Raw genomic sequence first — 20583 nt, forward strand, 5'->3', positions numbered from 1 at the left:
GCGTGGCTGTCAGGCGCGTTCGAGCACGAAGTCGTAGGTCGCGCGCAGGCCGCCGTCGCCGGCCGGCCGCGGGTCGAGCACGAGCTCCGGTTTGGTGGCTTCGGCGACGTCGCTGTCGAGCCACTCCCCGCCCTGGAAGTACAGCTGCGTGGTGATCGTGCGATGGCCCGGCGCGCGCACCATCAGGTGCAGGTGCGCGGGCCGCCACGCGTGCCACCCGGCGGCGGCGACGAGCTTGCCGGTCGGTCCGTCGGTCGGGATCTGGTACGGCGCGGGCTGGATCGTGGCGATCTCGAACCGGCCCTCGCCGTTGCTCACGACGACGCCCCGCAGGTTTCCGGCGGGGATGTCCGGCGCGAAACCCGAGTAGTAGCCGTCGTCGTCGGCGTGCCAGATGTCGAGTTCCGCGCCGGCCACGGGATTGCCGTCGAGATCGCGGACCTGCCCGGCGAAGACCAGCGGGGTCCCCTTTTCGCCGGATCGCATCGGCAGCGCCGTCTGCCACGGCAGCTTCTCCTGGTCCGGCAGGTAGTACGGGCCCTGGATGCTGCCCTTCGTCCCGTCCTGGGTCCGGGCGGCGACCTCCTCGACGACGTGCTCGACGAACACGTCGAGGAACAGCGGCCACTCACCGCCTTCGCCGACGTCCATCAGCCACTGCTTCGCGGCCTGGAACTCCGCGTAGGTGACGTCGTGGTCGCGGATGGCCTGGTGGACGCCGTGCAGCACGGCGCGGGCGACTTCGTCGACGCGCTCGGGCGGCACGTCCTGCGTGGTCCGGGCGGCCGCGCGGAAGGCGGCGCTGGCGGAGCTGCCCGAGCCCGCCGCGGTGGGTGCGTGGTGTTCGGTGGTGGTCATGGCCGGTCCTTCGTCAGCGGGAAAGGGAGGTGGCGCCGGGGTTGTAGAGGTCGGGTACGGTCCAGCCGTCCAGGTCGTACTCGGCCATGCACTGCTCGGCGAAGCCCTTCATCGCTTCGGCCGAGCCGGACTGCTGGGACGCGAAAAGCAGCTCGGCGCGCACGCCCTCGTGGTTGCCGGAGTAGTTGCGCTCGTAGAGTTCGTGCCGGCCGCCGAATTCGCTGCCGATGGAGTCCCAGATCAGCTTCATCAGCTTGACGCGCTCGACGGCGCTGTAGCCGTTGGAGCCGCGCACGTACTGGTCGAGGTACGGCCGGATTTCCGGTGCGGAGAAGTCTTTCGCCGACGACGGCAGGTAGATCAGCGCGGACCCGAGGTCCTGCATGATGATCTCGCGGATGCGCGGGTAGCCGAGCGTCATGAACCAGCGGTAGGCGAGGCCGTAGTCCAGGTGCGGCAGGACCGCGCCGTTCTTCCACCCGTCCGGGTTGGCGGCCATCGCGTCCGAGAGCGCCCAGAAGAGGTTGCGCCAGCCGATGACCTCGCCGACGCGGGTCTGGATGCCGCGGAAGTCCTTGGTGCCGGTGACTTCGACGCCCTTCATCAGCAGCCCGGCGATGAAGTCGAGCTTGACCGCCAGCCGCGCGACGCCGTGGAAGGTGAAGCGGTGCAGGAAGCCCGAGCCGGGGAAGAACGTGCTCGCCTTCTCGGCGTCGCCGTAGATGAAGACGTTTTCCCACGGGATCTTCACCTTGTCGAGGATGAAGATCGTGTCGTTCTCGTCGAACCGGCTCGAAAGCGGGTAGTCGAACGGGCTCGCCGTCTTGTCCGCGACGTTCGAGTAGGAGTTGCGGCAGATCAGCTTCATGCCCGGCGCGCCCATCGGCACCGTGCAGACGAGCGCGAACTCGCGCTTCTTGATCGGCAGGCCGTAGTGGGCGATGAAGTTGTAGTTGGTGATGGCCGAGCCGGTCGCGACGACCTTGGCGCCCGAAACGATCAGGCCGTCGTCACGCTCCTCTTCGACGTGGATGAACAGGTCCTTGACGTCGTCGGGGTTGCGGTCGCGGTCCACCGGCGGGTTGATGATCGCGTGGTTCCAGTAGAGGACCTTTTCCTGTGACTCGGTGTACCAGCGCCGGGCGTTGTCGGCGAAGGGCTCGTAGAAGTCGGAGTTCGCGCCGAGCGTGCCGAGGAACGCGGCCTTGTAGTCCGGGCTGCGGCCCATCCAGCCGTAGGTCATCCGCGCCCAGGCGACGATCGCGTCGCGGTCGGCGAACAGGTCCTCTTTGGACCTCGGCGTCCGGAAGAACGGGTGGGTGAAGCCGCTGCTGCCGGTGTCGGTCGGCGCGGTGAGCACGGACTGCCGGTCCGGGTCGTGCAAGGCGTCGTAGAGGCGCGCGGTCATCCGGACCGAGTTGCGGAACGCTGGGTGCGTGGTGACGTCGTCGACCTTGTCGCCGTAGATGAACACCTCCCGGCCGTCGCGGATGGACTCGACGTACTCGTCGCCGGTCATCGGCCGGGTGGTGCGCACCTTCGCGGGCGCGTCCTGCTCTTGGATGCTCATCGATGAGCCCTTCGTCGGTTTCTAGGAAGCTGCGGTGAGGGGGGCGAATTCGGCGGCCGAGCCGAACCAGCCGAGGTCGGGGCAGTCGACCGAGGCCGACCAGTGGGCGTGGCCGCGCGGGCCGAGTTCGCGGAACCCGCCGGCGAAGAACAGCAACGGGTCGGCGTCGCTGGTTTCCAGGTGTTCGACCTCGCCGACGACGATGAGGTGGTCACCGCCGTCGTAGAGCCGCCACGGGCGGCACGAGATGGTGGCCGCGGTGCCGGTCAGCACCGGGGCGAGGACGCCTTCGGCCCACGCCGGCGCCCGGTCCTGCGGGCGGCCGGCGAAGTGCCAGGCCGTGTCGAGCTGGTCCGCGGCGAGGACGTTCACGGCGAACGGGGCGCCGTCGAGGTAGCGGCAGGCCTTCGACTTGCGGGTCAGCGTCACCTGGCACAGGGCGGGTTCCAGCGAGACGGCGGTGAAGGCGTTGACCGTCGCACCGTGCGGCTCGCCCTGCTCGTTGCGGCAGGTCACGACCGTGACGCCGGTGGCGAAGCGGCCGAAGGCGTTACGGACTTCGCGTTGATCGAGCGTCATTGCTCTTACCTCCTGTACGCTGTGCGTACATGCTGAACGCTATGCGGACACGTTAAGGAGGCTCCCCCGGCGCGTCCGTGTTGTCAAGCCGGGTGCGGAAAGATGAGGCGATGGAGACCGACCGCGACCACATCCAGAGCATCGAGCGGGGCTTCGCCGTGCTGATGGCGTTCGACGCCGAGCGCGCGAACCCGACGCTCGCCGAACTGGCGTCCGCGACCGGCCTGTCCCGTCCGGCCGTCCGGCGGATTCTCCTGACGCTGCAACGGCTCGGGTACGTCCGCGGCGACGGGCCGCGCTGGTCGCTGACCCCGCGCGTGCTCAGCATCGGCCAGCACTACTCGGCCTCGCACGGCATGATCGAGATCGCCCAGCCGCGCCTGCTGAGCCTCGCCGAGGAAACCGGCGAATCGGCGTCACTGGCCGCGCTGGACGGCGCCGAGGTCGTCTACGTCGCCCGCGTCCCGGTGCGGCGGATCATGAGCATCAACGTCTCGATCGGCACGCGCGTGCCTGCACACGCGACATCGATGGGCCGGGTCCTGCTGGCCTGGGCGCCGCCGGCGCTGGTGGACGAGGTCGTCGCGGCCGGGCTGCCGCGGTTCACCGCGCGGACGATCACCGGCGAAGGCGACTTCCGGAAGGCGCTGCGAACGGTCCAGGACCAGGGCTGGTCACTGGTCGCCGAGGAGCTGGAGGACGGCCTGCTCTCGGTGTCGGCCCCGGTCCGCGACGCGAGCGGCGCGGTGGTGGCGGCGCTGGCGTCGTCGACCTCGAGCGGCCGGTCGGACGTCGGCAAGCTGCGCCAGGAGGTCGTGCCGCTGGTGGTCCGGACGGCGGCGCGGATCAGCGCCGACCTCGGGCACCGCGTCCCGCCCGGCGCCGGCCGCGAAGGGTTCTTTTAGACGCGAAGCCGGCTCGGTGCGGAGTGCGACCGCACCACGCTGGTCGCCGACGCACTCCCCGCCTTCAGCGCCGACGTGGCTCCCTTGCCCGATACGGGCGACATCGAAGCCGACCTCGTCGACTTCCTCGAGTCGCTCGCCGCCGCCCTGTCCAGCACGCGAGGACGGGCTCTGCTCAACGTCGTGGGCGCCGCCCGCGACGATCCCGGTCTCCGATTGCCGGCTGCTCGTCGGCGGGCGGGGCGGCGGCGTCAGGAATCCGCCGACGACGACGCCGGGCCCGGCCGGAGTCCGTCCATCAGGAGGTCCAGCAGGCGAGCCGCCATCGCTTCGTGCTCGGGCGCCCCGGCCACGGTGAAGATGCCGATGAGCGCGGCGGCGATGTCCCCGGCGGGGACGTCGGCGCGCAGTTCCCCGCTCGCGCGGCCGGCTTCGAGGATGCCGTCGATGGCCGTGAGCAGCTCGGTCCGGGTGTCGGCGTGGGCGATCTCGCCCGATTCGACCATCGCGAGCAGCGTGTCGAGCATCCCGTTCTTGGTCGCGATCCAGTCCCCGAACAGGTCCATCCAGCGGCGCAGCGCTGCGGGTGGGTCGAGCCGGGCGAGCAGCTCGCGGGCCCCGGTGGTGAGCCGCGAAACCTGGTCCCGGTAGACCGCGTCGACCAGTGACTCCCGGGTCGGGAAGTGCCGGTAGAGGGTGGCGATGCCGACCCCGGCTTCCTGGGCGATCGCGCGCATCGACGGCTCGTCCTCGGCCGAGGCGAACATGCGCGTCGCCACGTCCAGCAGCTGCTGGCGGTTGCGGGTCGCGTCCGCCCGCGGTCGGCGGGGCTCTGCGGCAGCCAAAACGGATCACGCTCCACTTGTGCTAGGCTCGACAGTAACCGAAGCATAGTCCGTTTACTGCTTCACGAGCCGCTCCAGGAGAACAAGTGAGCTTGAAAGAACCCGACGTCACCTCGGCGGCCACGGGCCGGGCGGTCCGGTTCGAGGCCTTCGGCGGACCCGAGGCCTTGGGCGTCCGCGAGGTCCCCGTGCCGCACCCCGGGCCGGGGCAGATTCGCGTGCGGGTCACCGCGGCCGGCTTGAACCCGATGGACTGGTTCATGACCTCCGACGCGGAAACCGCCGCGCGCTTCGGCCTGAGCCTGCCGTGCGGGTTCGGCACCGACTACGCCGGGATCGTGGATCAGGTCGGTCCCGGTGTGACCGGGTTCGCGGCCGGTGACCGGGTGTTCGGCGGCGTGCTGTCCCGCGCGGTCGCCGACCACGTCCTCGTGGACGTGGCGGGGACCATCGCGCGGGGCGGCGAGGCGCTCCACACGCCCGACGGCGTCGACGACCGCACCGCGGCCACCTTGGCCATCGCGGGCCGGACGGCCGCCGCGGCGCTCGCCGTGGTCGACCCGGGTCCGCAGGACACGGTGCTCATCGGCGGCGCGGGCGGCGGGGTGGGCGTGTTCGCCGTCCAGCTCGCCCGCCTCGCGGGCGCACGGGTGATCGGGACGGGCTCGGCCACCTCGGCCGACGCCCTGCGCGACCTCGGGGCCGAACCGGTCACCTACGGCGACGGCCTGGCCGACCGGGTCCGCGCGCTGGCCCCCGGCGGCGTCACCGCGGTCATGGACCTGCACGGCACGGACACGGTCCGGGTGGGCCGCGAACTCGGCGTGCCCGACGAGCGCATCACCCTCATCGCCGCCCAGGTCGACGGGATCACGTCGGCGAACGGCGCCACCACGACCCCCGGCGCCCTCGAGGAAATCGCCCGCCTGGTCGCGGCGGGCCGGATCCGGGTGCCGATCGCGGCCACCTTCCCGATCGAGCGGATCCGCGCCGCGGCCGAACTCCAGGCGGGACGCCACGTGCACGGCAAGGTCGTCATCGACCTCTGAGAACCGCGGTCGACACCTTGGGAGCCGCCGGGCGTCGATCGCGCCGGCCGTCGCCGAAACGCACTCCCCTGCCCGGGCTCGGTGCAGTGCGGACTGTCTGACGTCCGGGCTGAACAGCCGCCCGCAGCCGGGCATTTCGCGCACGGCGTCAGCCCGTCCTCGACCCGTGCGCGAAAGGCGGCCTGCTGGCGCTGACCGGCGGCGGCGAGTCGGGGCCGGCCTCGGCGCCGGTGGCCCGGCAGAGCGCCAAGCCGACGGTTCAGGAGCTGTACCGGGAGTTCCTGGTGGGCCTGCGAAGGCGCCGTCGACCGCGCCGCCGCGCGGTTCGGCGACATGAGCGACGTCATCGCGAAAGCCGGGCGAGAAGAAGATCAAGGAGACGAACGGGGTCGCCGAGTTCGGCAGCGACTCCTGCACCCCCGGCCGGAGCGCCGCGATCGACCCCGCGCCCGATGACCGTGCGCAGCGCGTCCGCGGCCGGGCGGCCGATCGACGCGCCCGCGGCCTCGCGCAGCTCACCGTTCCGCGGCGACTCCCCCGGCACGCGAGCGTTCGACGGCGTCACAGCTGGGTGCCGCCACCGTCCACCACGAGCTCGGCGCCGGTGGTATAGGTCGCGTCGAACGCGAGGAAAAGGGCGGCACGCGCGACCTCGTCCGGGTTCCCGACGCGCAGCATGGGAATCCGGGCGGCGAATCCCGCCAGCATTTCCTCCGCGACTTCGCCGGGCAGCGTCTTACGCAGAATGCCCGTGTCGATCGGCCCGGGGCTCACGGCGTTGACCCGGACGCCGCGCGGCAGCAGTTCGCGAGCCCAGGTCCGCGCCATCGACCGCAGGGCCGCCTTGCTCGCCGAGTAGACGCTGTGGTCCGGCTGCCCGAGCCCGTTCGAAACCGAGGTGGTCAGCACCACGCCGCAGCCCTCGGCGAGCAGCGGAATCAGTCGCTGCAACGTGAAGTAGGGCCCTTTGGTGTTGGCCGCGAAGATGTCGTCGTACACCTGCTCGGTCGTCGCCTCGAACGACACCATGGCGGTGGTGCCCGCGTTCAAGAACACCGCGTCCAGCCGACCCAACGTCTCCTCGACCCGGCTCGCGAGGGCGTCGACGTCGGCTTGCACGGTGACGTCGCTGCGCACCGCGATCAGCCCCTCCTCGCTCGCCGTTTCGAGCGCGGCTTCGTCGCGTCCCGTGACCACCACCCGAGCGCCTCCGGCGGCCAGCAGCCGCGCGATCGACAGGCCGATTCCGCTGCTGCCGCCGGTGACCAGGGCGCGTTTTCCGTCGTAGTTTCCCATGCCTTGATCGAATCCCGGTCCGGCGACGGCGTCCAAGACCTGTCCGGCAACCCGTTATGCCTGCGCCGTATGGCGTAGAGTCGAAGTGTGCCTGTTCCCGGATCGGAGCTCGATCTCCGGCTTGTCGGCTACTTCACGGTCGTCGCGGAGCACGCCAACTTCGCCCGCGCCGCCGCGGTGCTGCACGTCGCGCAGCCGTCCCTGAGCCGTCAGATCCAGCGCCTCGAGCACCATCTCGGCGTGCGCCTGTTCGATCGCACTCCCCAGGGCAGCCGGCTCACCGAAGCCGGTCACGCTTTTCTGCCCCAGGCGCAGGCGCTGCTTCAGGCCGCCCGGCAAGCCGAGGCCGTCGCCCGCGACGCCGGCGCACCGCGCGAATTCACCATCGGGTACGTCGAAGACCTGGTGATCACCCACGCGGTCCGCCGACTGCGGCGTCGGCATCCCACGGTCGACATCCGTACTCGCCACGTGGCCTGGAACGACGCCCACGCCCTCACCGACCGCCGGGTGCACGCCCTGGTCGCCCGCGCCCCGCTGCCCTACCCCGCCGACCGCCTGCGGCTGACCGAGCTGTGGACCGAGCCACGGGTCCTGGTCGTCCCGAAAAGCCACCGCCTGGCGGGAAAGGAGTCGGTGGCTTTCGACGACCTCCGCGACGAAGCCCTCCCCGAATGCCCGAGCGCCGTCCCGCAGTGGAGCGACTTCGCCCGCCTGGAGCCCCGTCCGGACGGCGTCGCGGCCCGGAACGCGCCGACCGGCTACGAATCGTTCGAGGACAAGCTCGACCTCGTCGCCGAGGAGGGCGCGGTGTTGATCCTGGCCGCCGGCGACCGGCGGCCGCAGCTGCGCCCCGACTTGACCACCGTGCCCATCGAGGGCATAGCGCCGGTGCGGGTCGTCCTGGCCACCCGTGTGGACGACGCCAACCCGCTGATCACCGACTTCCTGAACGCCTGGCCGGCCGGTGCACCTGCTCCTGCCGCCTAGAGGCCGGTCAGGATCTTGGCGGCCCACGCCGGGTCGGCCGGCAGGGGACAGCCCACGGCGATCATGTCGAACTCGTCGGCCTCAATCGGCGCGCCGCGGCCGGCAGCGAGGACGAGACCGAGCGGCGCAGAGGCGCCCACCGGCCGGATGTCGGGACTCGAAGTCCGGTCGCCGGGTCGATGAGGGACGCGGGAAGTGTCAGTGGCGGATGACGACCTTGCCGAAGTGCGCTCCCTTGGCGAAGTAAGTGAACGCGTCAGCTGCTTCGGCGAACGGAAAGACGCGGTCGATGACGGGCCGCAGCCGGTGTTGGCCGATGACCCGGTTCATCCGCTCGAAATCACTGCGGCTGCCGACGGTGACGGTGCGCAGCGTCGCGCCGCGGTTCAGGAACTGCGTCAGGTCCATGCCGTCGCCGGCCGCGAGGTTGCCGACGAGTGAGATCCGGCCGCCTTGGGTGAGTGCGGTGATCGATTGGGAGATCGTTCCGGCTCCGCCGATCTCGACCACGAGATCGGCGCCACGGCCGTCGGTCAGCTCGCGGACCCGCGCTCCCCATTCGGGAGTGCTGGAGTAATCGATGACGTCGGAGGCACCGAGGGCGCGAAGACGCTGCGCCTTCTCGGCACTCGAGGTGGTGGCCAGCACTCGCGCGCCGGCCACGCGCGCGAACTGCAGCGCGAAGATCGACACTCCGCCGGATCCTTGCAGGAGCACGGTTTCACCCGGGCCGATGCCGGACAACGCGGACCACGCGGTGAGCGCGGCGCACGGGAGTGTGGCCGCTTCCTCGAACGAGAGGTGCTCGGGCACCGGGACCAGGCTCTGCTCGCGGACGGCGATGTATTCGGTCAGCCATCCGTCGAGCTGCACCCCGTAGAGCTCACCCCACCCGTCCAGGGAGCCGTAGAGCCAGCTGGGGTGGAAGCTGCTCGTCACGCGATCCCCGACCCGGAACCGCGAGACCCCGGCGCCGAGTGCTTCGACGACGCCGGCACCGTCGGAAAGGGGGATGCGTCCGGGTGGCACCGGACGCGAATACCGTCCGCTGACGATCGGCAGATCCCGGGCGTTGAGCGAGCTGGCCTTAACCCGCACCAGCACTTCACCTGCCGCCGGAACGGGTACGGGACGGTTCTTCTCGATGACCGGCCGGCCGTCGGTCTGCACCTGGAACGTCCGCGCCACTGTCTCTGTTTCCACAAGTCGACCGTAGGCGTCCCTGATTGGACGGGCTGTATCCTTCAGTCCGTAATATCCTTCCGATCGTCCAGGAAGTGACTACGGATGACCGTGGCCCCGGTAGACGACCTGCTCGCCACGATGAAGATCGAGAGCTCGCGCTACGTTCGGGTGACCGCCCGCGCGCCGTGGGGGATCTCCTTCCCCGCCCGTCACCTCGCACGGCTCGTGTTGATCTCGCGGGGATCGTGCTGGCTCACCGGGGCGGCCCTGGACGAGCCGCAGTACCTGACGGCGGGCGACTGCTTCCTGGTCCGTGCGGGTGTCGAGTTCGCGCTGCAGGACGAGCAGGGCCGCGTACTCGTCGACTGCGACGGCATGGCCGACCGCGGACCGCGTGGCGCGGAGGTCGGTGGCGACGGCGCGCTGACCGAGATCGTCTCCACGCGGTTCACCTTCGACGCCGTGGCGGCGGAGACGCTGTTCGCGCTCCTGCCGCCGCTGTTCCGGTTGAGCCCCGGCACGACCTCCGGTCATCTCCTGCGCACGACGTTCGAGCTCATCGCCCAGGAGACCGCGGCGAACGGCCTGGGCTCGGGTTTCGTCACCAGCCGCCTGTCCGACGTGCTGTTCGTCCAAGCGTTGCGCGCGTGCTGCAGTGACGTGGGCAGCGGCACGATCGGCTGGCTCGCGGCCCTGCGAGATCCCCAGCTGGCCACCGCCATCCACGAGCTGCACGCACGCCTCGACCACCCGTGGACGGTCGAAGCGCTCGCGCGTACCGCCGGCATGTCGCGCTCGGCGTTCGCCGCCTCGTTCAAGGAGAAGACCGGTGACACGCCACTGGGCTACCTCACGTCGTGGCGCGTGTACCGGACCAAGACGCTGCTGCGGGACACCTCTTTGAGCGTCCAGGAAATCGCCGTGCGGGTCGGTTACCACACCAGTACCGCGCTCAGCCGCGTATTCCTTCGCAGGGAAGGCGTCACGCCGGGTACGTGGCGGAAGCTGGCGCGCGATCGCGCGGTGACCGCACCTCGGGAAACATCGAGCCCGCCGGAGCACGCCAAGGGCTGACCGGCCGCGCTCACGAACGAAGGGACCGCCCGGCGGATTCCAGGTACCGCGCCAGTTCCGCCACCGTCGGCGCGTCGAAGACCACCGCCGCCGGCAGGTCGAGGCCCGACGACTCCGTCAGCCGGATACGCAGCTCCACCACCGTCAGCGAATCGAACCCCAGCTCCGGGAACGGCCGGTCGTCGGCGATCACGGCCGGGTCCGGGTGCCCCAGGACGGCCGCGACCTCCACCCGGACGAGCTCGCGCAGCTCGGCGCCACGCGGGTTCGCCGGCCACTGGGCCCGTGCCGTGACCGGGCGGCCGCCGGTCGGCGGGGCCAGCGACGCCGTCGGATCGAACCGGACCGGGACCAGGACGGGTTCCGCCGAGCCGAGGGCCGCGTCGAACAACGCCAGCCCCTGCTCCTCGGTCAGTCCCTCGACGCCGGACGCGCGCATCCGCCGCCGGGCCGTCTCCGAGATCCGGTCGCCGAGGCCCGTGCCCAGCTCCCACAGGCCCCACGCCAGCGACAGCGCGGGCAGTCCCGCCGCCCGGCGCCGGCACGCCAAGGCGTCCAGGAACCGGTTGGCCGCCGCGTAGTTCGCCTGCCCGGCTTTGCCGAACACGCCCGCGACCGAGGAGAACAGGACGAACGCCGTCAGCGGCAAGTGCCGGGTCGCCTCGTCGAGCACCAGGGCCGCGTCCGCTTTCGGGCGCAGCACGGTGTCCAACCGTTCCGGTGTCTGGGCGGCCAGGACGCCGTCGTCGACCACGGCCGCGCCGTGCACGACCGCCGTCAGCGGCGGGTCGCAAGCGACCAGTCGGTCCACAGTGGACCGATCGGCCACGTCGGCCGCGACGATCCGCACGTCCGCGCCGAGGTCCCTCAGCGTCGCCCGCAGCTGGTCCGCGCCGGGCGCCGCCGGGCCGCGCCGGCTCGCCAGCAGCAGGTGCCGGACACCGTGCTCGGTGACCAGGTGCCGCGCGAGCGCCGCACCGATCCCGCCGGTGCCGCCGGTGATCAGCACCGTGCCGGAGGTGTCGAGCGGCCGCGTGTCCGACGGGGCCGCCCGCGTGATCCGCAGGACGTGCGGCACGCCGTCGCGGACGGCGATCTGCGGTTCCGCGCTGCCGCCGGCCAGATCGGCCACGCGGGTCAGCGGGAAGCCCGGTTCGAGGTCGACCAGGCCGAACCGGCCGGGGTGTTCCGCGGCGGCCGCGCAGCCCAGGCCCCAGACGGCCGCCGCGGCCAGGTCGGGCACCGGGCCGGTCGCGTTCCTCGTGACGAGGATCAGCCGTTCGCCCGCGTGCTCTTGGAGTACCGCGAGTGCCCGGTTCACCGCCGCCCGCACGTCGCCGGCCGAGGCATCGACCTCGACCACGTCCGCCGGCCCCGGCACCGGCGCGACCGGAATCCACTGTGGACGGTAGAGCATCGTGTCACGCGGCGCCATCGGCCGCGTCGTCAGCGACTCGACCCGGGCCACCGGGGTCCCGTCGTCGCCGAACAGCTCGACCCGGATGGTTCCGGCACCGAGGCGGACGCCGTGCACCCGCACCCGGCGGGCCCCGGGCGCGTAGACCTCGACGCCGTTCCAGAGGAACGGCACGCGCGGCTCGGCCGGCCCCTCGGCGAGCGCGGCCGCGTGCACGGCCGCGTCCAGCAGGACCGGGTGCAGCGCGAACCGCCCGCCGACGTCCGGGCGCAGCTCCACCTCCGCGAAGAACTCGTCGGCACGCCGCCACAACCGCTGCACCGCCTGAAAAGCCGGCCCGTAGGCGTGCGCGCGATACGCCTCGGCGACGTCGGCCTCCACCGCACCGGCCGGCGGCCACTCCCCGGCCCACGCGGCCGGGACGGGACCACGCGGGCGCAGCCGTCCACTGGCGTGCTTGCGCCAGCGATCGTCAGTGGGACGCCGCGCGTAGACGTCGATCCGTGGCTCGTCCACGACGACCTGGACGTGCACGTCGTCCGCGTCCAGGCGCAGCGGCGCTTCGATCGTGAGCTCCTCGACGGCGGCCCCGCCGGCGTGCAGGGCCAGCTCGACGAACGCCGTCCCGGGAGCCAGCACCGCTCCCCCGACGACGTGGTCGGCCAGCCACCGCCGGCCGCGGACCCCGAGCGAGCCGCCGAACACGACCCGCGGCGAGTCGGGCGCGGCCAGCGCCGGGCCGAGCACGGCGTGGTCCCCGCCTGCCGGTTCCGGAGCCGGCGGATCGAGCCAGTACCGGGTGCGCTTGAACGGGTACGTCGGCAAGGCCGTGATGCGGGCGCCGCTGCCCGCGAAGGCAGCGGACCAGTCGACGCGGACGCCCGCGGTGTGCAGCGCGGCCGCCGCGGCCAGCACGCCCGCGCCCGTCATCGAACCGGGCGCCACTGGCAGCACGTCCGTGCGGCCGAGCACCGGGGCCGGGCCGATCTCCAGCCCGACCACGGGCCCGGCCGCGACGGCGGTGGCGAGCGCGTCGGCGAACCGGACGGTCGCCCGGGCGTGCCGCCGCCAGTGGCCCGGATCGATCTCGTCCACCAGACGCCCGGTGACGCACGAGACGAGCGGGAGGTTCGGCCGGTGGTGGCGCAATCCGGCGGCGATCTCGTGGAACTCGTCGAGCATCGGCTCCAGCAGCGGCGAATGGAACGCGTGGCTGACGCGCAGGCGCGTCCCGCCGCCGAAGCGGGCGGCCAGCGCCGTCGTCGCCGCCTGCTCCCCGGAGAGGACCACCGAACGCGGGCCGTTGACCGCGGCGATCGCGACGCCGTCGTCCGCCCACGGCGCCACGTCCGCTTCGGTGGCTTCGACGGCGATCATCACCCCGCCGGCGGGCAAGGCGGCCATGAGCCGTCCCCGCGCCGCGACGAGCGTCGCCGCGTCTTCGAGTGACAGCACCCCGGCGACGTGTGCGGCGGCGATTTCGCCGACCGAATGTCCGATCAGGACGTCCGGTCGCAGTCCCCACGACTCGAACAGCCGGTATTGCGCGACTTCGAAGGCGAACAGCGCGGGTTGCGCGTGCTCGGTGCGGTCAAGCGCACCGCCCAAGTCGACGTCACCGAGCACCTTGAGTGCCTCGTCGAATGCCTCGGCGAACACGGGAAACCGTTCGGCCAGCTCCTCCCCCATGCCGGCCCGCTGCGCACCCTGCCCGCTGAACAACACCGCCAGCCGTGGCGCGCCGCGGACGGTCCGGCCGGGTACCCGCCCCTCGGCGACGGCCCGCAGAGCCTCGGGATTCCCCGCGGGCACCAGCACCCGGTGCGCGAGCGGCGTCCGGCTCGCGAGGGTGTAGGCCACGTCGACGGTGTCGGGCGTCTCGGCCAGACCGGCCGCGACCAGCCGCAGCCCTTCGTCGTCGGCCGCGCTGAGCAACCACGGCACGGCCGGGAATCCCTTCCGCACCGGCACTTCGGGAGCCGCGGCCTCTTCGAGGATCACGTGGGCGTTGGTGCCGCCGATCCCGAACGCCGACACCCCGGCCCGCCGGACGCGGTCCGCGCGCGGCCACGGCCGGGCCTCGGCCAGCAGCTCCACCCCGCCGGCCGCCCAGCCGACGTGCGGGCTCGGCTCGTCGGCGTACAACGACGGCGGCAGTTCCTCGTGCTGCAGGGCCGCGACCATCTTGATCACGCCCGCGACCCCGGCGGCGGCCTGGGTGTGTCCGATGTTGGCTTTCACCGAGCCCAGCCGCAGCGGCTCGGCCCGGCCGCGGCCGTACGCCGCGATCAACGCTTCCGCCTCGATCGGATCGCCCAGCGCGGTCCCGGTCCCGTGGCCTTCGACGGCGTCGACGTCGGCCGCGGCCAGCCCCGCGTCCGCGAGCGCCGCCGCGATCAGCGCCTGCTGCGCGCGCCCGTTCGGCGCGGTCAGCCCGTTCGACGCGCCGTCGGCGTTCACGGCCGTGCCCCGCAGCAGCGCCAAGACCGGGTGCCCGTTCCGGCGGGCGTCGGACAGCCGCTCCAGCAGGAGGACGCCGGCGCCTTCGGACCACGCCGTGCCGTCCGCGCCGGCGGCGTAGGACCGGCACCGGCCGTCCGGGGACAGGCCGCGCTGACGGCTGAAGGCGAGGAATGTGCGCGGGGTCGCCATCACCGTCGCTCCGCCGGCGACCGCGAGCGAACATTCCCCGGCGCGCAGGGCTTTCGCGGCCAGGTGCAGCGCGACGAGCGACGACGAACAAGCCGTGTCGACCGTGAGCGCCGGCCCGGTCAGGCCGAAGGTGTAGGAGATCCGGCCCGAGGCCACCGCGTGCGAAGACCCGATGCCCAGCCACGCCTCGAGTTCGTGCGCGGCGGTGAACCGGCTCGCGTAGTCCTCGTTCATCACCCCGACGAACACACCGGTGTCGCTGCCGCGCAGCGTCGTCACGTCGATGCCCGCCCGCTCGAACGCTTCCCACGACGTCTCCAGCAGCAGCCGCTGCTGCGGATCGGTCGCCAGCGCCTCCCGCGGGGAGATACCGAACAGGCCGGCGTCGAACTCCCCGGCGCCGTCGAGAAACCCGCCGCGCCGGGTCACCGACGCGCCGATGCGGTCCGGGTCCGGGTCGAGGGGCACGTCCCAGCCGCGGTCGGCCGGGAACTCGCTCGTCGCGTCGACCTCGTTCGCGACGAGCCGCCACAGGTCCTCCGGCGAGCGCACCCCGCCGGGGAACCGGCAGGCCATCGCGACGATGGCGACCGGTTCGGCGGCCGGCGCCGGCTTCGCTCGCGGCGGCGTCTCCTGGTCGCCCGAGGTGAGGCGCGTCAGTTCGGCGATCACCGCGCCCGGCGTCGGGAAGTCGTAGATCAGCGAAGCCGGGACGGGCACGCCGGTCAGCGCGGTGATCCGGTACCGGAACTGCACGCCGGCCAGCGACGACAGCCCGAGGTCGCTGAACGGCCGATCGCGCCAGCCGTCACCGCCGTCGTGCCCGCACAACGTGACCAGCTCGGCCCGCACCAGCGCGGTCAGGTCGGGCCGCTCCGGCGCGTTCGCCAAGGCGTTCCGCCGCGGCTTGCCCGACGCCGTCCGCGGGATCTCGCCGATCTCGAGGTAGGCCACCGGCACCTTGTGCAGGGAAAGCCGGCTCAGGCACAGCCGGCGCAGCTCCTCGGCGTCGAACCCGTCCGGCCCGGGCACCACGAACGCCACCGGCACCTCGCCGACGACGTCGTCGGGCCGCCCGGTGACCAGCACGTCCCGCACCGACGGTGACTCCTGCAGCACCGCCTCGATCTCGGTCGGGTGGACGTTCTGGCCACCGCAGACGATCACGTCGTCGACCCGGCCCTCGAGCACGAGCTCGCCGTCCGCGAACCGGCCGGCGTCCCCCGTGCGGTACCAGCCGTCGCGCAGCGGTGCCCCGGCCCAGCCGTGGTAGCCGAGCATCAGGCCCGGACCGCGGACGAGCACCTCGCCGTCGTCGATCCGGACGTCCATGCCGGGCACCGGCACCAGTCCCGGCGAACCGGGGACCTCGACGGCGACCTTCCCGCCCGTCTCGGTGCTGCCGTAGCCGTCGACGACCGGGACACCGAACAGGTCCCGGACCGCCGCCCGGGTCGCCGGCGTACACGGCGCTCCCCCGGACAGGCACAACCGCGGTGCGCCGATCCGGCCGTCGACCTCCTGGCGAAGCCGCAGGTAGACAGCGGGAACGCCGCCGACCACACAGCCCGGGTACCGCGTGATCAGGTCCGGGGTGAGGCCGTCGGCGAGCCGGGTGTGCGAGCCGAGCGCGATGGTCGCGACGAAGGCGAGTGAGAGGGCGTAGGCGTGGTGTGTCGGCAACGGCCACAGCAGCGTGTCGTCGCGGTCGATCCCGAAGACCGGAGCGTAGGCGGCGGCCGTCGACCACAGCATGGCTCGCTGCGAGAGCAGAACGCCCTTCGGCCGGCCGGTGGTGCCGGAGGTGTAGAGCAGCCAAGCCGCTTCGTCGAGGCCGAGATCGTCCCGCAGGGTGCCCGCGTCCGCCGGCGGCGGGTCTTCGACGAACAGCACGCGCAAGCCGAGCCGGGCGGCGAGTCCGGCATAGCGGGCTTCGGTGACGAGGACCGTCGCCCCGGAGTCCTCGGCGAGGTGCGCGAGTTCGGTCTCGGTCGCCCGGACGCTCACCGGCACCCCGACGGCCGCGGCCCGCACCACCGCGAGCAGCGCGACGGCGAACTCCACCCGGCTGCCGACGAGGACCAGCACGCGATCCCCACGCGCCACCCCGAGCCCGGCGGCGAGATCGGAGCCGGCGCTCGCGAGCTGCCCATAGGTCAGGGTTCGCCGGTCGTCGGAGTACGCGAGCCGTCCGCCGGGATGCGACGACAGCGCTGCGGTCAGCGGGCGGATCAGCTCGGTCCGGGTTTCTTCCACTGAACCGGGTATACCGCAACCAGGCCGGCCGTGGGTGATCACGGCCGACGGTGACCCGGCCGCTCGTGCAGCGCGTTCCGCGTCCCGGCCACCGTCAGGAAGTGAATTCGGCGGTGATCCCGCCGATGTTCGCGAACTCGGCGTGCACCGACATTCCTGCGGTCACCGAAATGGCCGCGTGGAGCGCGCCGGCCAGCACGAGATCACCCGGCCGCAAGGAAACTCCGAACTCGGCCAACTTGTTGGCGAGCCAGACAAGCCCGCGGATCGGGTTCCCGAGCACGGCAGCTCCGGCCGCCGTTGATACGACCTCGCCGTTGATCGTGAGGACCATTCCGATGGTGCGCAGATCAATTTCCGCGATCGGCGTCACGACTTCACCGCGGACAACCTTCGCGCAAGACGCGTTGTCGGCGATCGTGTCGGTCAAGCCGATCTTCCACGCGCTGATGCGGCTGTCGATCACCTCGATCACCGGAAGCGCGCCCGCGATCGCTTCGAGCGCGTCAGCTTCCGTAACGCCTGGTCCGCGCAGTTCGCGTGCCATGATGAAAGCCACTTCCGCCTCGACCCGCGGCTGGATCAGACCGGATACCGGGATCGGCTGGCCGTCGTCCACGAGCATGTCGGCGAAAAGGACCCCGTAGTCGGGCTCGTCGACGCCGAGTTGTTCCTGCATGGCCACGGAGGTCAGGCCGACCTTCTGACCGACGATGACACCGCCGTCCCGCAGGCGGCGAGAGACGTTCAGCTGCTGGATCCGGTAGGCGTCCGCGACGCTCAGCCCCGGGACTTGCTCTGACAACGGTGGGATGGTGCGGCGGGTCAGCTCCGCATCGTGGAGGTGCGCCGCAAGGTCCGCCAGGCTCGGGGCTGCTGCTCGGCCGGTGTCGACGCTGATGGTCTTCAACTCGCCGAGCACGGACATCGCCTTGCGCCGAACGGACTGGTGCAGGTCGTCGCCGAGATATTCGTTTTTGTCTTCCCAATCTTCGAACGTAAGGATGGCAGCATGGGTGAACGGGGCAGACGACTCAGGAAAACCCCGGTTCTCGCTGATCGAGACGTCCCTGACGGCGGGGATGGTGGCGAAACTCCGGATACCCGCCAGGACCTCCTCCACCTCCGCTTGCGGCGAGTCCTTCCGGAACCAGAAGAACATCACGTGGTGAATCACTACGTACTCCACTCCTTCAGACGACGCACCAGCTCGGGGGCGTCGTCACCGACAGGGGTCACCTGGAGGTTGGTCACGCCCGACTCACGGAAGGCCTCGATCCGTTCCTTGACGTACGACGCCGGGCCGACGAGGTTGACCCGTTCCAGCAGCTCGAGCGGTACGGCGGCCTCGGCCTCCCGCTTCTTGCCGTCGAGGTAGAGCTCCTGGATCCGCCGGGCCTCGTCCTCGTAGCCGTACCGGCGAACGAGGTCGTTGTAGAAGTTCGTGCCGCGACCGCCCATGCCGCCGATGTAGCGGGCGAACATCGGACGGACGAGGTCGAGGACGCCCTTCACGTCTTCTCCGACGGCCACCACGCCACCGGCCACGATCTCCAGCGGCGCGAGATCCGCGGAGCGCGCGGCCGCGCCGGCGGCGAGCGCGTCGCCCCACACCTGAGCGGCGTCCTCGGGCGAGTAGAGGAACGGCAGCCAGCCGTCGGCGTACGAGGCGGCGCCCTCGACCGACTTCGGGCCCAGGGCGGCGAGGTAGATCGGGACCGAGGGACGCGGCGGCCTGCTCATCAGCTTGAGCGGCCTGCCGGGGCTCCCGGGGAGCGGCACCCGGAAGGACGGGCCGTCGTGCTCGACCGGCTCACGGCGCAGGGCGGCGCGCATGATCTCCACGACCTCCTTGGTCCGACCGAGGGGCCGGGCGTGGGGCACGCCGTGCCAGCCCTCGACGACCTGCGGTCCGGAGGCACCCAGGCCGATGACGGCGCGGCCGCCGGAGACGCTGTCGAGGCCCGCCGCGGTCTGGGCGAGCAGGGCCGGCGTGCGGGAGTAGACGTTGAGGATCGCCGACCCGATCTCGACGGTCGAGGTGCGCGCCGCGAGGTAGCCCATCAGCGTCGGGGAGTCGAAGCCGTAGCCCTCCGCGACCCACACCGTGTCGAGCCCGGCGGCCTCGAAGGCAGCGACCTGCTCGGCGGCCGCCCGCGGATCGCCGCCGGAGGTCAGCATGGTCGACAGCCGCACTACCGGACGCCCTTCGGCGCGGGAGCCGCGGAGTCGAAACTGGCGCCCAGCCCGACGCTGGCGCCTCCGTCGACCGGGGTCACCGTGCCGGTCACGAACCTCGAGCCCGGTGAGACCAGCGTGGCGACGAGGTCCGCGAACTCCCGGGGTGCGCCGACGCGTCCCAGCGGCGCTGTGCTCCCCAGCCGCTCCTTGGACAGCTCGGGCTGACGCTCGATGGTCTTGGCGAGCAGCGACGTGTCGAAGTAGCCGGCCAGCAGCGTGTTGACGCTGATGTCCTGCGCGCCGACCTCGAGTGCGAGGGTTTGCGCGTAGCCGATCACCGCCGACCACACCGTCGTCGGCGCGGCCATGCCGACCGCGGGACGCCGGGCGACCGCCGACACGACGTTGAGGATGCTGCCGCCCTCGGCCGTCATGTGCGGCAGCGTGGCCCGCACGGACCTGACGACGTAGAAGAAGTGCCGTTCGAAGGCCTGCAGCCAGACCTCGTCGGTGAGCTCGGAGATCCGCCGGATCGGTGGTCCGCCGTCGTTGGTCACCAGCACGTGGACGGCGTCCCCGAAGCGCTCCACTGTCGAGGCGGTCACCCCCTCCAGGTCCGCGGCGCTCGAGCAGTCGGCCGCCAGGCCGAGGACCCGCTCCTCGCCGTACCGCTCGGCGAGCTGCCTCTCCGCCGCGGCGACCTTCTCCGCGCGCCGTGCGAAGAAGGCGACGTAGGCGCCCTCAGCCAGGAGGCGGTCGGCGATCGCGAAGCCGAGCCCGTCGCTCCCGCCACCGACGATGGCGACCTTGCCGGTCAGTCCCAGGTCCATCACGCCACCCCGATCTCGGCAAGGAAGGCCTCGGCATTGCCCGTGAAGACGTCGTCGAGGACTTCAGCGGGATAGCCCTGCTCGCGCCAGTCGGCGACCAGCCGCTCGTGGCTGAGCATCGGGTAGTCGGCGCCGAAGAACACGCGCTTGCGCAGCCGCTTCCCGATCTCACGCTTGAGCTCGTCGGGGAAGTAGCGCGGGGACCAGCCGTGGAGCTCCATCCAGACGTTCCCCTTGTGCAGGGCCGTCGCGATCATCTCCGCCTGCCAGGGCCAGGCCACCCGGCCCGCGATCACGTTGAGGTCGGGGTGGCGCGCGGCCACCCGGTCGACGTACCGCGGGTGGCTGCCCTCCAGGGTGATGCCCATACCGCCGCGGGTGCCGGCGCCGGTCGCCGACATCCCGACGTGCACCAAGACGGGACGGCCGGCCTCACGGCACAGGTTCAGGCAGGCCTCCCAGCCCGGCTCGTCCGGCGCGCCGGCCGGGGTGAACGAGTGCACCGCCAGCCCGATCAGCCCGGGTCCGTCGCCGAGGCAGCGCACCAGCTCCTTGACGTGGGCCGGCTGCGTGGGATCGATGCCGATCCAGTGGCCGAGGACGACGTCGGGGTGCCGGCGCGCGAAATCGAAGGCGTAGTCGTGCTGCTCCCGGACGGCGCCGGCCTCCAGCTTGTAGGTGAAGGCGAAGTCCAGCATCACCCGGGCGTTCGCCGCACGGAACTGCTCGGCCTGCTCCTCGTCGCTGACGAAGTTCATGCCCCACTTGAAGTAGCCCCGCAGCGCTTCGCGGTCCGCCGCGGTCTCATACGGACTGCCTCGCCACCCTCGTTCGGTGCCCCAGTGGGAGTGGAAGTCGATCAGGCGGGGGGTCGTGTCTGTGCTCAACGCCGAGCG

General features: G+C 72.0%; 16 protein-coding genes and 1 pseudogene. 5 read left to right on the forward strand and 12 right to left on the reverse strand.

Annotated elements, in window-relative coordinates; translation table 11 throughout:
- Nucleotides 1-9 precede the first annotated feature (9 nt).
- The 3 genes from catA to ABFJ78_RS20135 are packed head-to-tail and all read right to left on the reverse strand — an operon-like array spanning nucleotide 10 to nucleotide 3007.
- A complete protein-coding gene (catA, locus tag ABFJ78_RS20125; protein ID WP_436387907.1) occupies nucleotides 10-858 on the reverse strand; it encodes a catechol 1,2-dioxygenase in 849 nt (282 codons plus the stop codon).
- A gap of 13 nt (nucleotides 859-871) precedes the next feature.
- The gene (locus tag ABFJ78_RS20130; RefSeq protein ID WP_436387908.1) at nucleotides 872-2428 is read right to left on the reverse strand and encodes a 4-hydroxyphenylacetate 3-hydroxylase family protein; all 1557 of its coding nucleotides are present in this window, start codon (nucleotides 2426-2428) and stop codon (nucleotides 872-874) included.
- Between the two features lie 21 nt (nucleotides 2429-2449).
- On the reverse strand, nucleotides 2450-3007 hold the full coding sequence (locus ABFJ78_RS20135; protein ID WP_436387909.1) for a flavin reductase family protein: 558 nt from the start codon (nucleotides 3005-3007) through the stop codon (nucleotides 2450-2452).
- 110 nt (nucleotides 3008-3117) lie between these two features.
- Here ABFJ78_RS20135 and ABFJ78_RS20140 point away from each other — a divergent pair, with 110 nt between their 5' ends.
- Both ABFJ78_RS20140 and ABFJ78_RS20145 read left to right on the forward strand, forming a co-directional pair.
- Entirely contained in the window at nucleotides 3118-3912 is a 795-nt protein-coding gene (locus tag ABFJ78_RS20140; protein ID WP_436387910.1) for an IclR family transcriptional regulator domain-containing protein, read from the forward strand.
- 75 nt (nucleotides 3913-3987) lie between these two features.
- A pseudogene (locus ABFJ78_RS20145) lies at nucleotides 3988-4110 on the forward strand (hypothetical protein); the annotation flags it as partial.
- Between the two features lie 53 nt (nucleotides 4111-4163).
- On the opposite strand, the gene ABFJ78_RS20150 reads toward ABFJ78_RS20145, so the two are convergent.
- Nucleotides 4164-4757 (reverse strand): TetR/AcrR family transcriptional regulator, encoded by a 594-nt coding sequence (locus tag ABFJ78_RS20150; RefSeq protein ID WP_436387911.1) that lies wholly within the window; start codon nucleotides 4755-4757, stop codon nucleotides 4164-4166.
- A gap of 92 nt (nucleotides 4758-4849) precedes the next feature.
- On the opposite strand from ABFJ78_RS20150, the gene ABFJ78_RS20155 reads away from it, so the two are divergent.
- Nucleotides 4850-5806, forward strand: coding sequence for an NADP-dependent oxidoreductase (locus ABFJ78_RS20155; RefSeq protein ID WP_436388407.1), 957 nt, complete (start codon nucleotides 4850-4852; stop codon nucleotides 5804-5806).
- Nucleotides 5807-6367: 561 nt separating this feature from the next.
- Here ABFJ78_RS20155 and ABFJ78_RS20160 read toward each other — a convergent pair.
- Nucleotides 6368-7138 carry an SDR family oxidoreductase gene (locus tag ABFJ78_RS20160; protein ID WP_436387912.1) on the reverse strand — a complete coding sequence of 257 codons (771 nt, stop codon included), beginning with the start codon at nucleotides 7136-7138 and terminating at the stop codon, nucleotides 6368-6370.
- A 51-nt stretch (nucleotides 7139-7189) separates the two neighbouring features.
- On the opposite strand from ABFJ78_RS20160, the gene ABFJ78_RS20165 reads away from it, so the two are divergent.
- Nucleotides 7190-8092, forward strand: a complete 903-nt coding sequence (locus ABFJ78_RS20165) for a LysR family transcriptional regulator (protein WP_436387913.1) — start codon at nucleotides 7190-7192, stop codon at nucleotides 8090-8092.
- Here the strand turns inward: ABFJ78_RS20165 and ABFJ78_RS20170 are convergent.
- Together ABFJ78_RS20170 and ABFJ78_RS20175 are read right to left on the reverse strand one after the other, a co-directional pair.
- Entirely contained in the window at nucleotides 8089-8232 is a 144-nt protein-coding gene (locus ABFJ78_RS20170; RefSeq protein WP_436387914.1) for a hypothetical protein, read from the reverse strand. The genes ABFJ78_RS20165 and ABFJ78_RS20170 overlap by 4 nt on opposite strands.
- Before the next feature lie 58 nt (nucleotides 8233-8290).
- Nucleotides 8291-9295 carry a zinc-dependent alcohol dehydrogenase family protein gene (locus ABFJ78_RS20175; protein WP_436387915.1) on the reverse strand — a complete coding sequence of 335 codons (1005 nt, stop codon included), beginning with the start codon at nucleotides 9293-9295 and terminating at the stop codon, nucleotides 8291-8293.
- Between the two features lie 84 nt (nucleotides 9296-9379).
- Between ABFJ78_RS20175 and ABFJ78_RS20180 the strand changes: the two genes are divergently transcribed.
- A complete protein-coding gene (locus ABFJ78_RS20180; protein ID WP_436387916.1) occupies nucleotides 9380-10351 on the forward strand; it encodes a cupin domain-containing protein in 972 nt (323 codons plus the stop codon).
- A 10-nt stretch (nucleotides 10352-10361) separates the two neighbouring features.
- On the opposite strand, the gene ABFJ78_RS20185 is transcribed toward ABFJ78_RS20180, so the two are convergent.
- The 5 genes from ABFJ78_RS20185 to ABFJ78_RS20205 all read right to left on the reverse strand — a co-directional run bounded on the left by ABFJ78_RS20185 (nucleotide 10362) and on the right by ABFJ78_RS20205 (nucleotide 20574).
- Nucleotides 10362-16676 carry an SDR family NAD(P)-dependent oxidoreductase gene (locus ABFJ78_RS20185; protein WP_436387917.1) on the reverse strand — a complete coding sequence of 2105 codons (6315 nt, stop codon included), beginning with the start codon at nucleotides 16674-16676 and terminating at the stop codon, nucleotides 10362-10364.
- Between the two features lie 94 nt (nucleotides 16677-16770).
- Nucleotides 16771-17853, reverse strand: coding sequence for a fumarylacetoacetate hydrolase family protein (locus ABFJ78_RS20190; protein ID WP_436387918.1), 1083 nt, complete (start codon nucleotides 17851-17853; stop codon nucleotides 16771-16773).
- Nucleotides 17853-18872, reverse strand: a complete 1020-nt coding sequence (locus tag ABFJ78_RS20195; RefSeq protein WP_436387919.1) for an LLM class F420-dependent oxidoreductase — start codon at nucleotides 18870-18872, stop codon at nucleotides 17853-17855. The genes ABFJ78_RS20190 and ABFJ78_RS20195 overlap by 1 nt, the downstream gene beginning before the upstream one ends.
- Entirely contained in the window at nucleotides 18872-19687 is an 816-nt protein-coding gene (locus ABFJ78_RS20200) for an SDR family oxidoreductase (protein ID WP_436387920.1), read from the reverse strand. Before ABFJ78_RS20200 ends, ABFJ78_RS20195 begins: the two co-directional genes overlap by 1 nt.
- Nucleotides 19687-20574, reverse strand: a complete 888-nt coding sequence (locus ABFJ78_RS20205) for an amidohydrolase family protein (protein WP_436387921.1) — start codon at nucleotides 20572-20574, stop codon at nucleotides 19687-19689. The genes ABFJ78_RS20200 and ABFJ78_RS20205 overlap by 1 nt, the downstream gene beginning before the upstream one ends.
- Nucleotides 20575-20583 lie beyond the last annotated feature (9 nt).

Origin of the sequence: Amycolatopsis sp. MEPSY49 (genome assembly GCF_051337345.1) — a bacterium.
In the GTDB taxonomy this organism is placed as follows: domain Bacteria; phylum Actinomycetota; class Actinomycetes; order Mycobacteriales; family Pseudonocardiaceae; genus Amycolatopsis.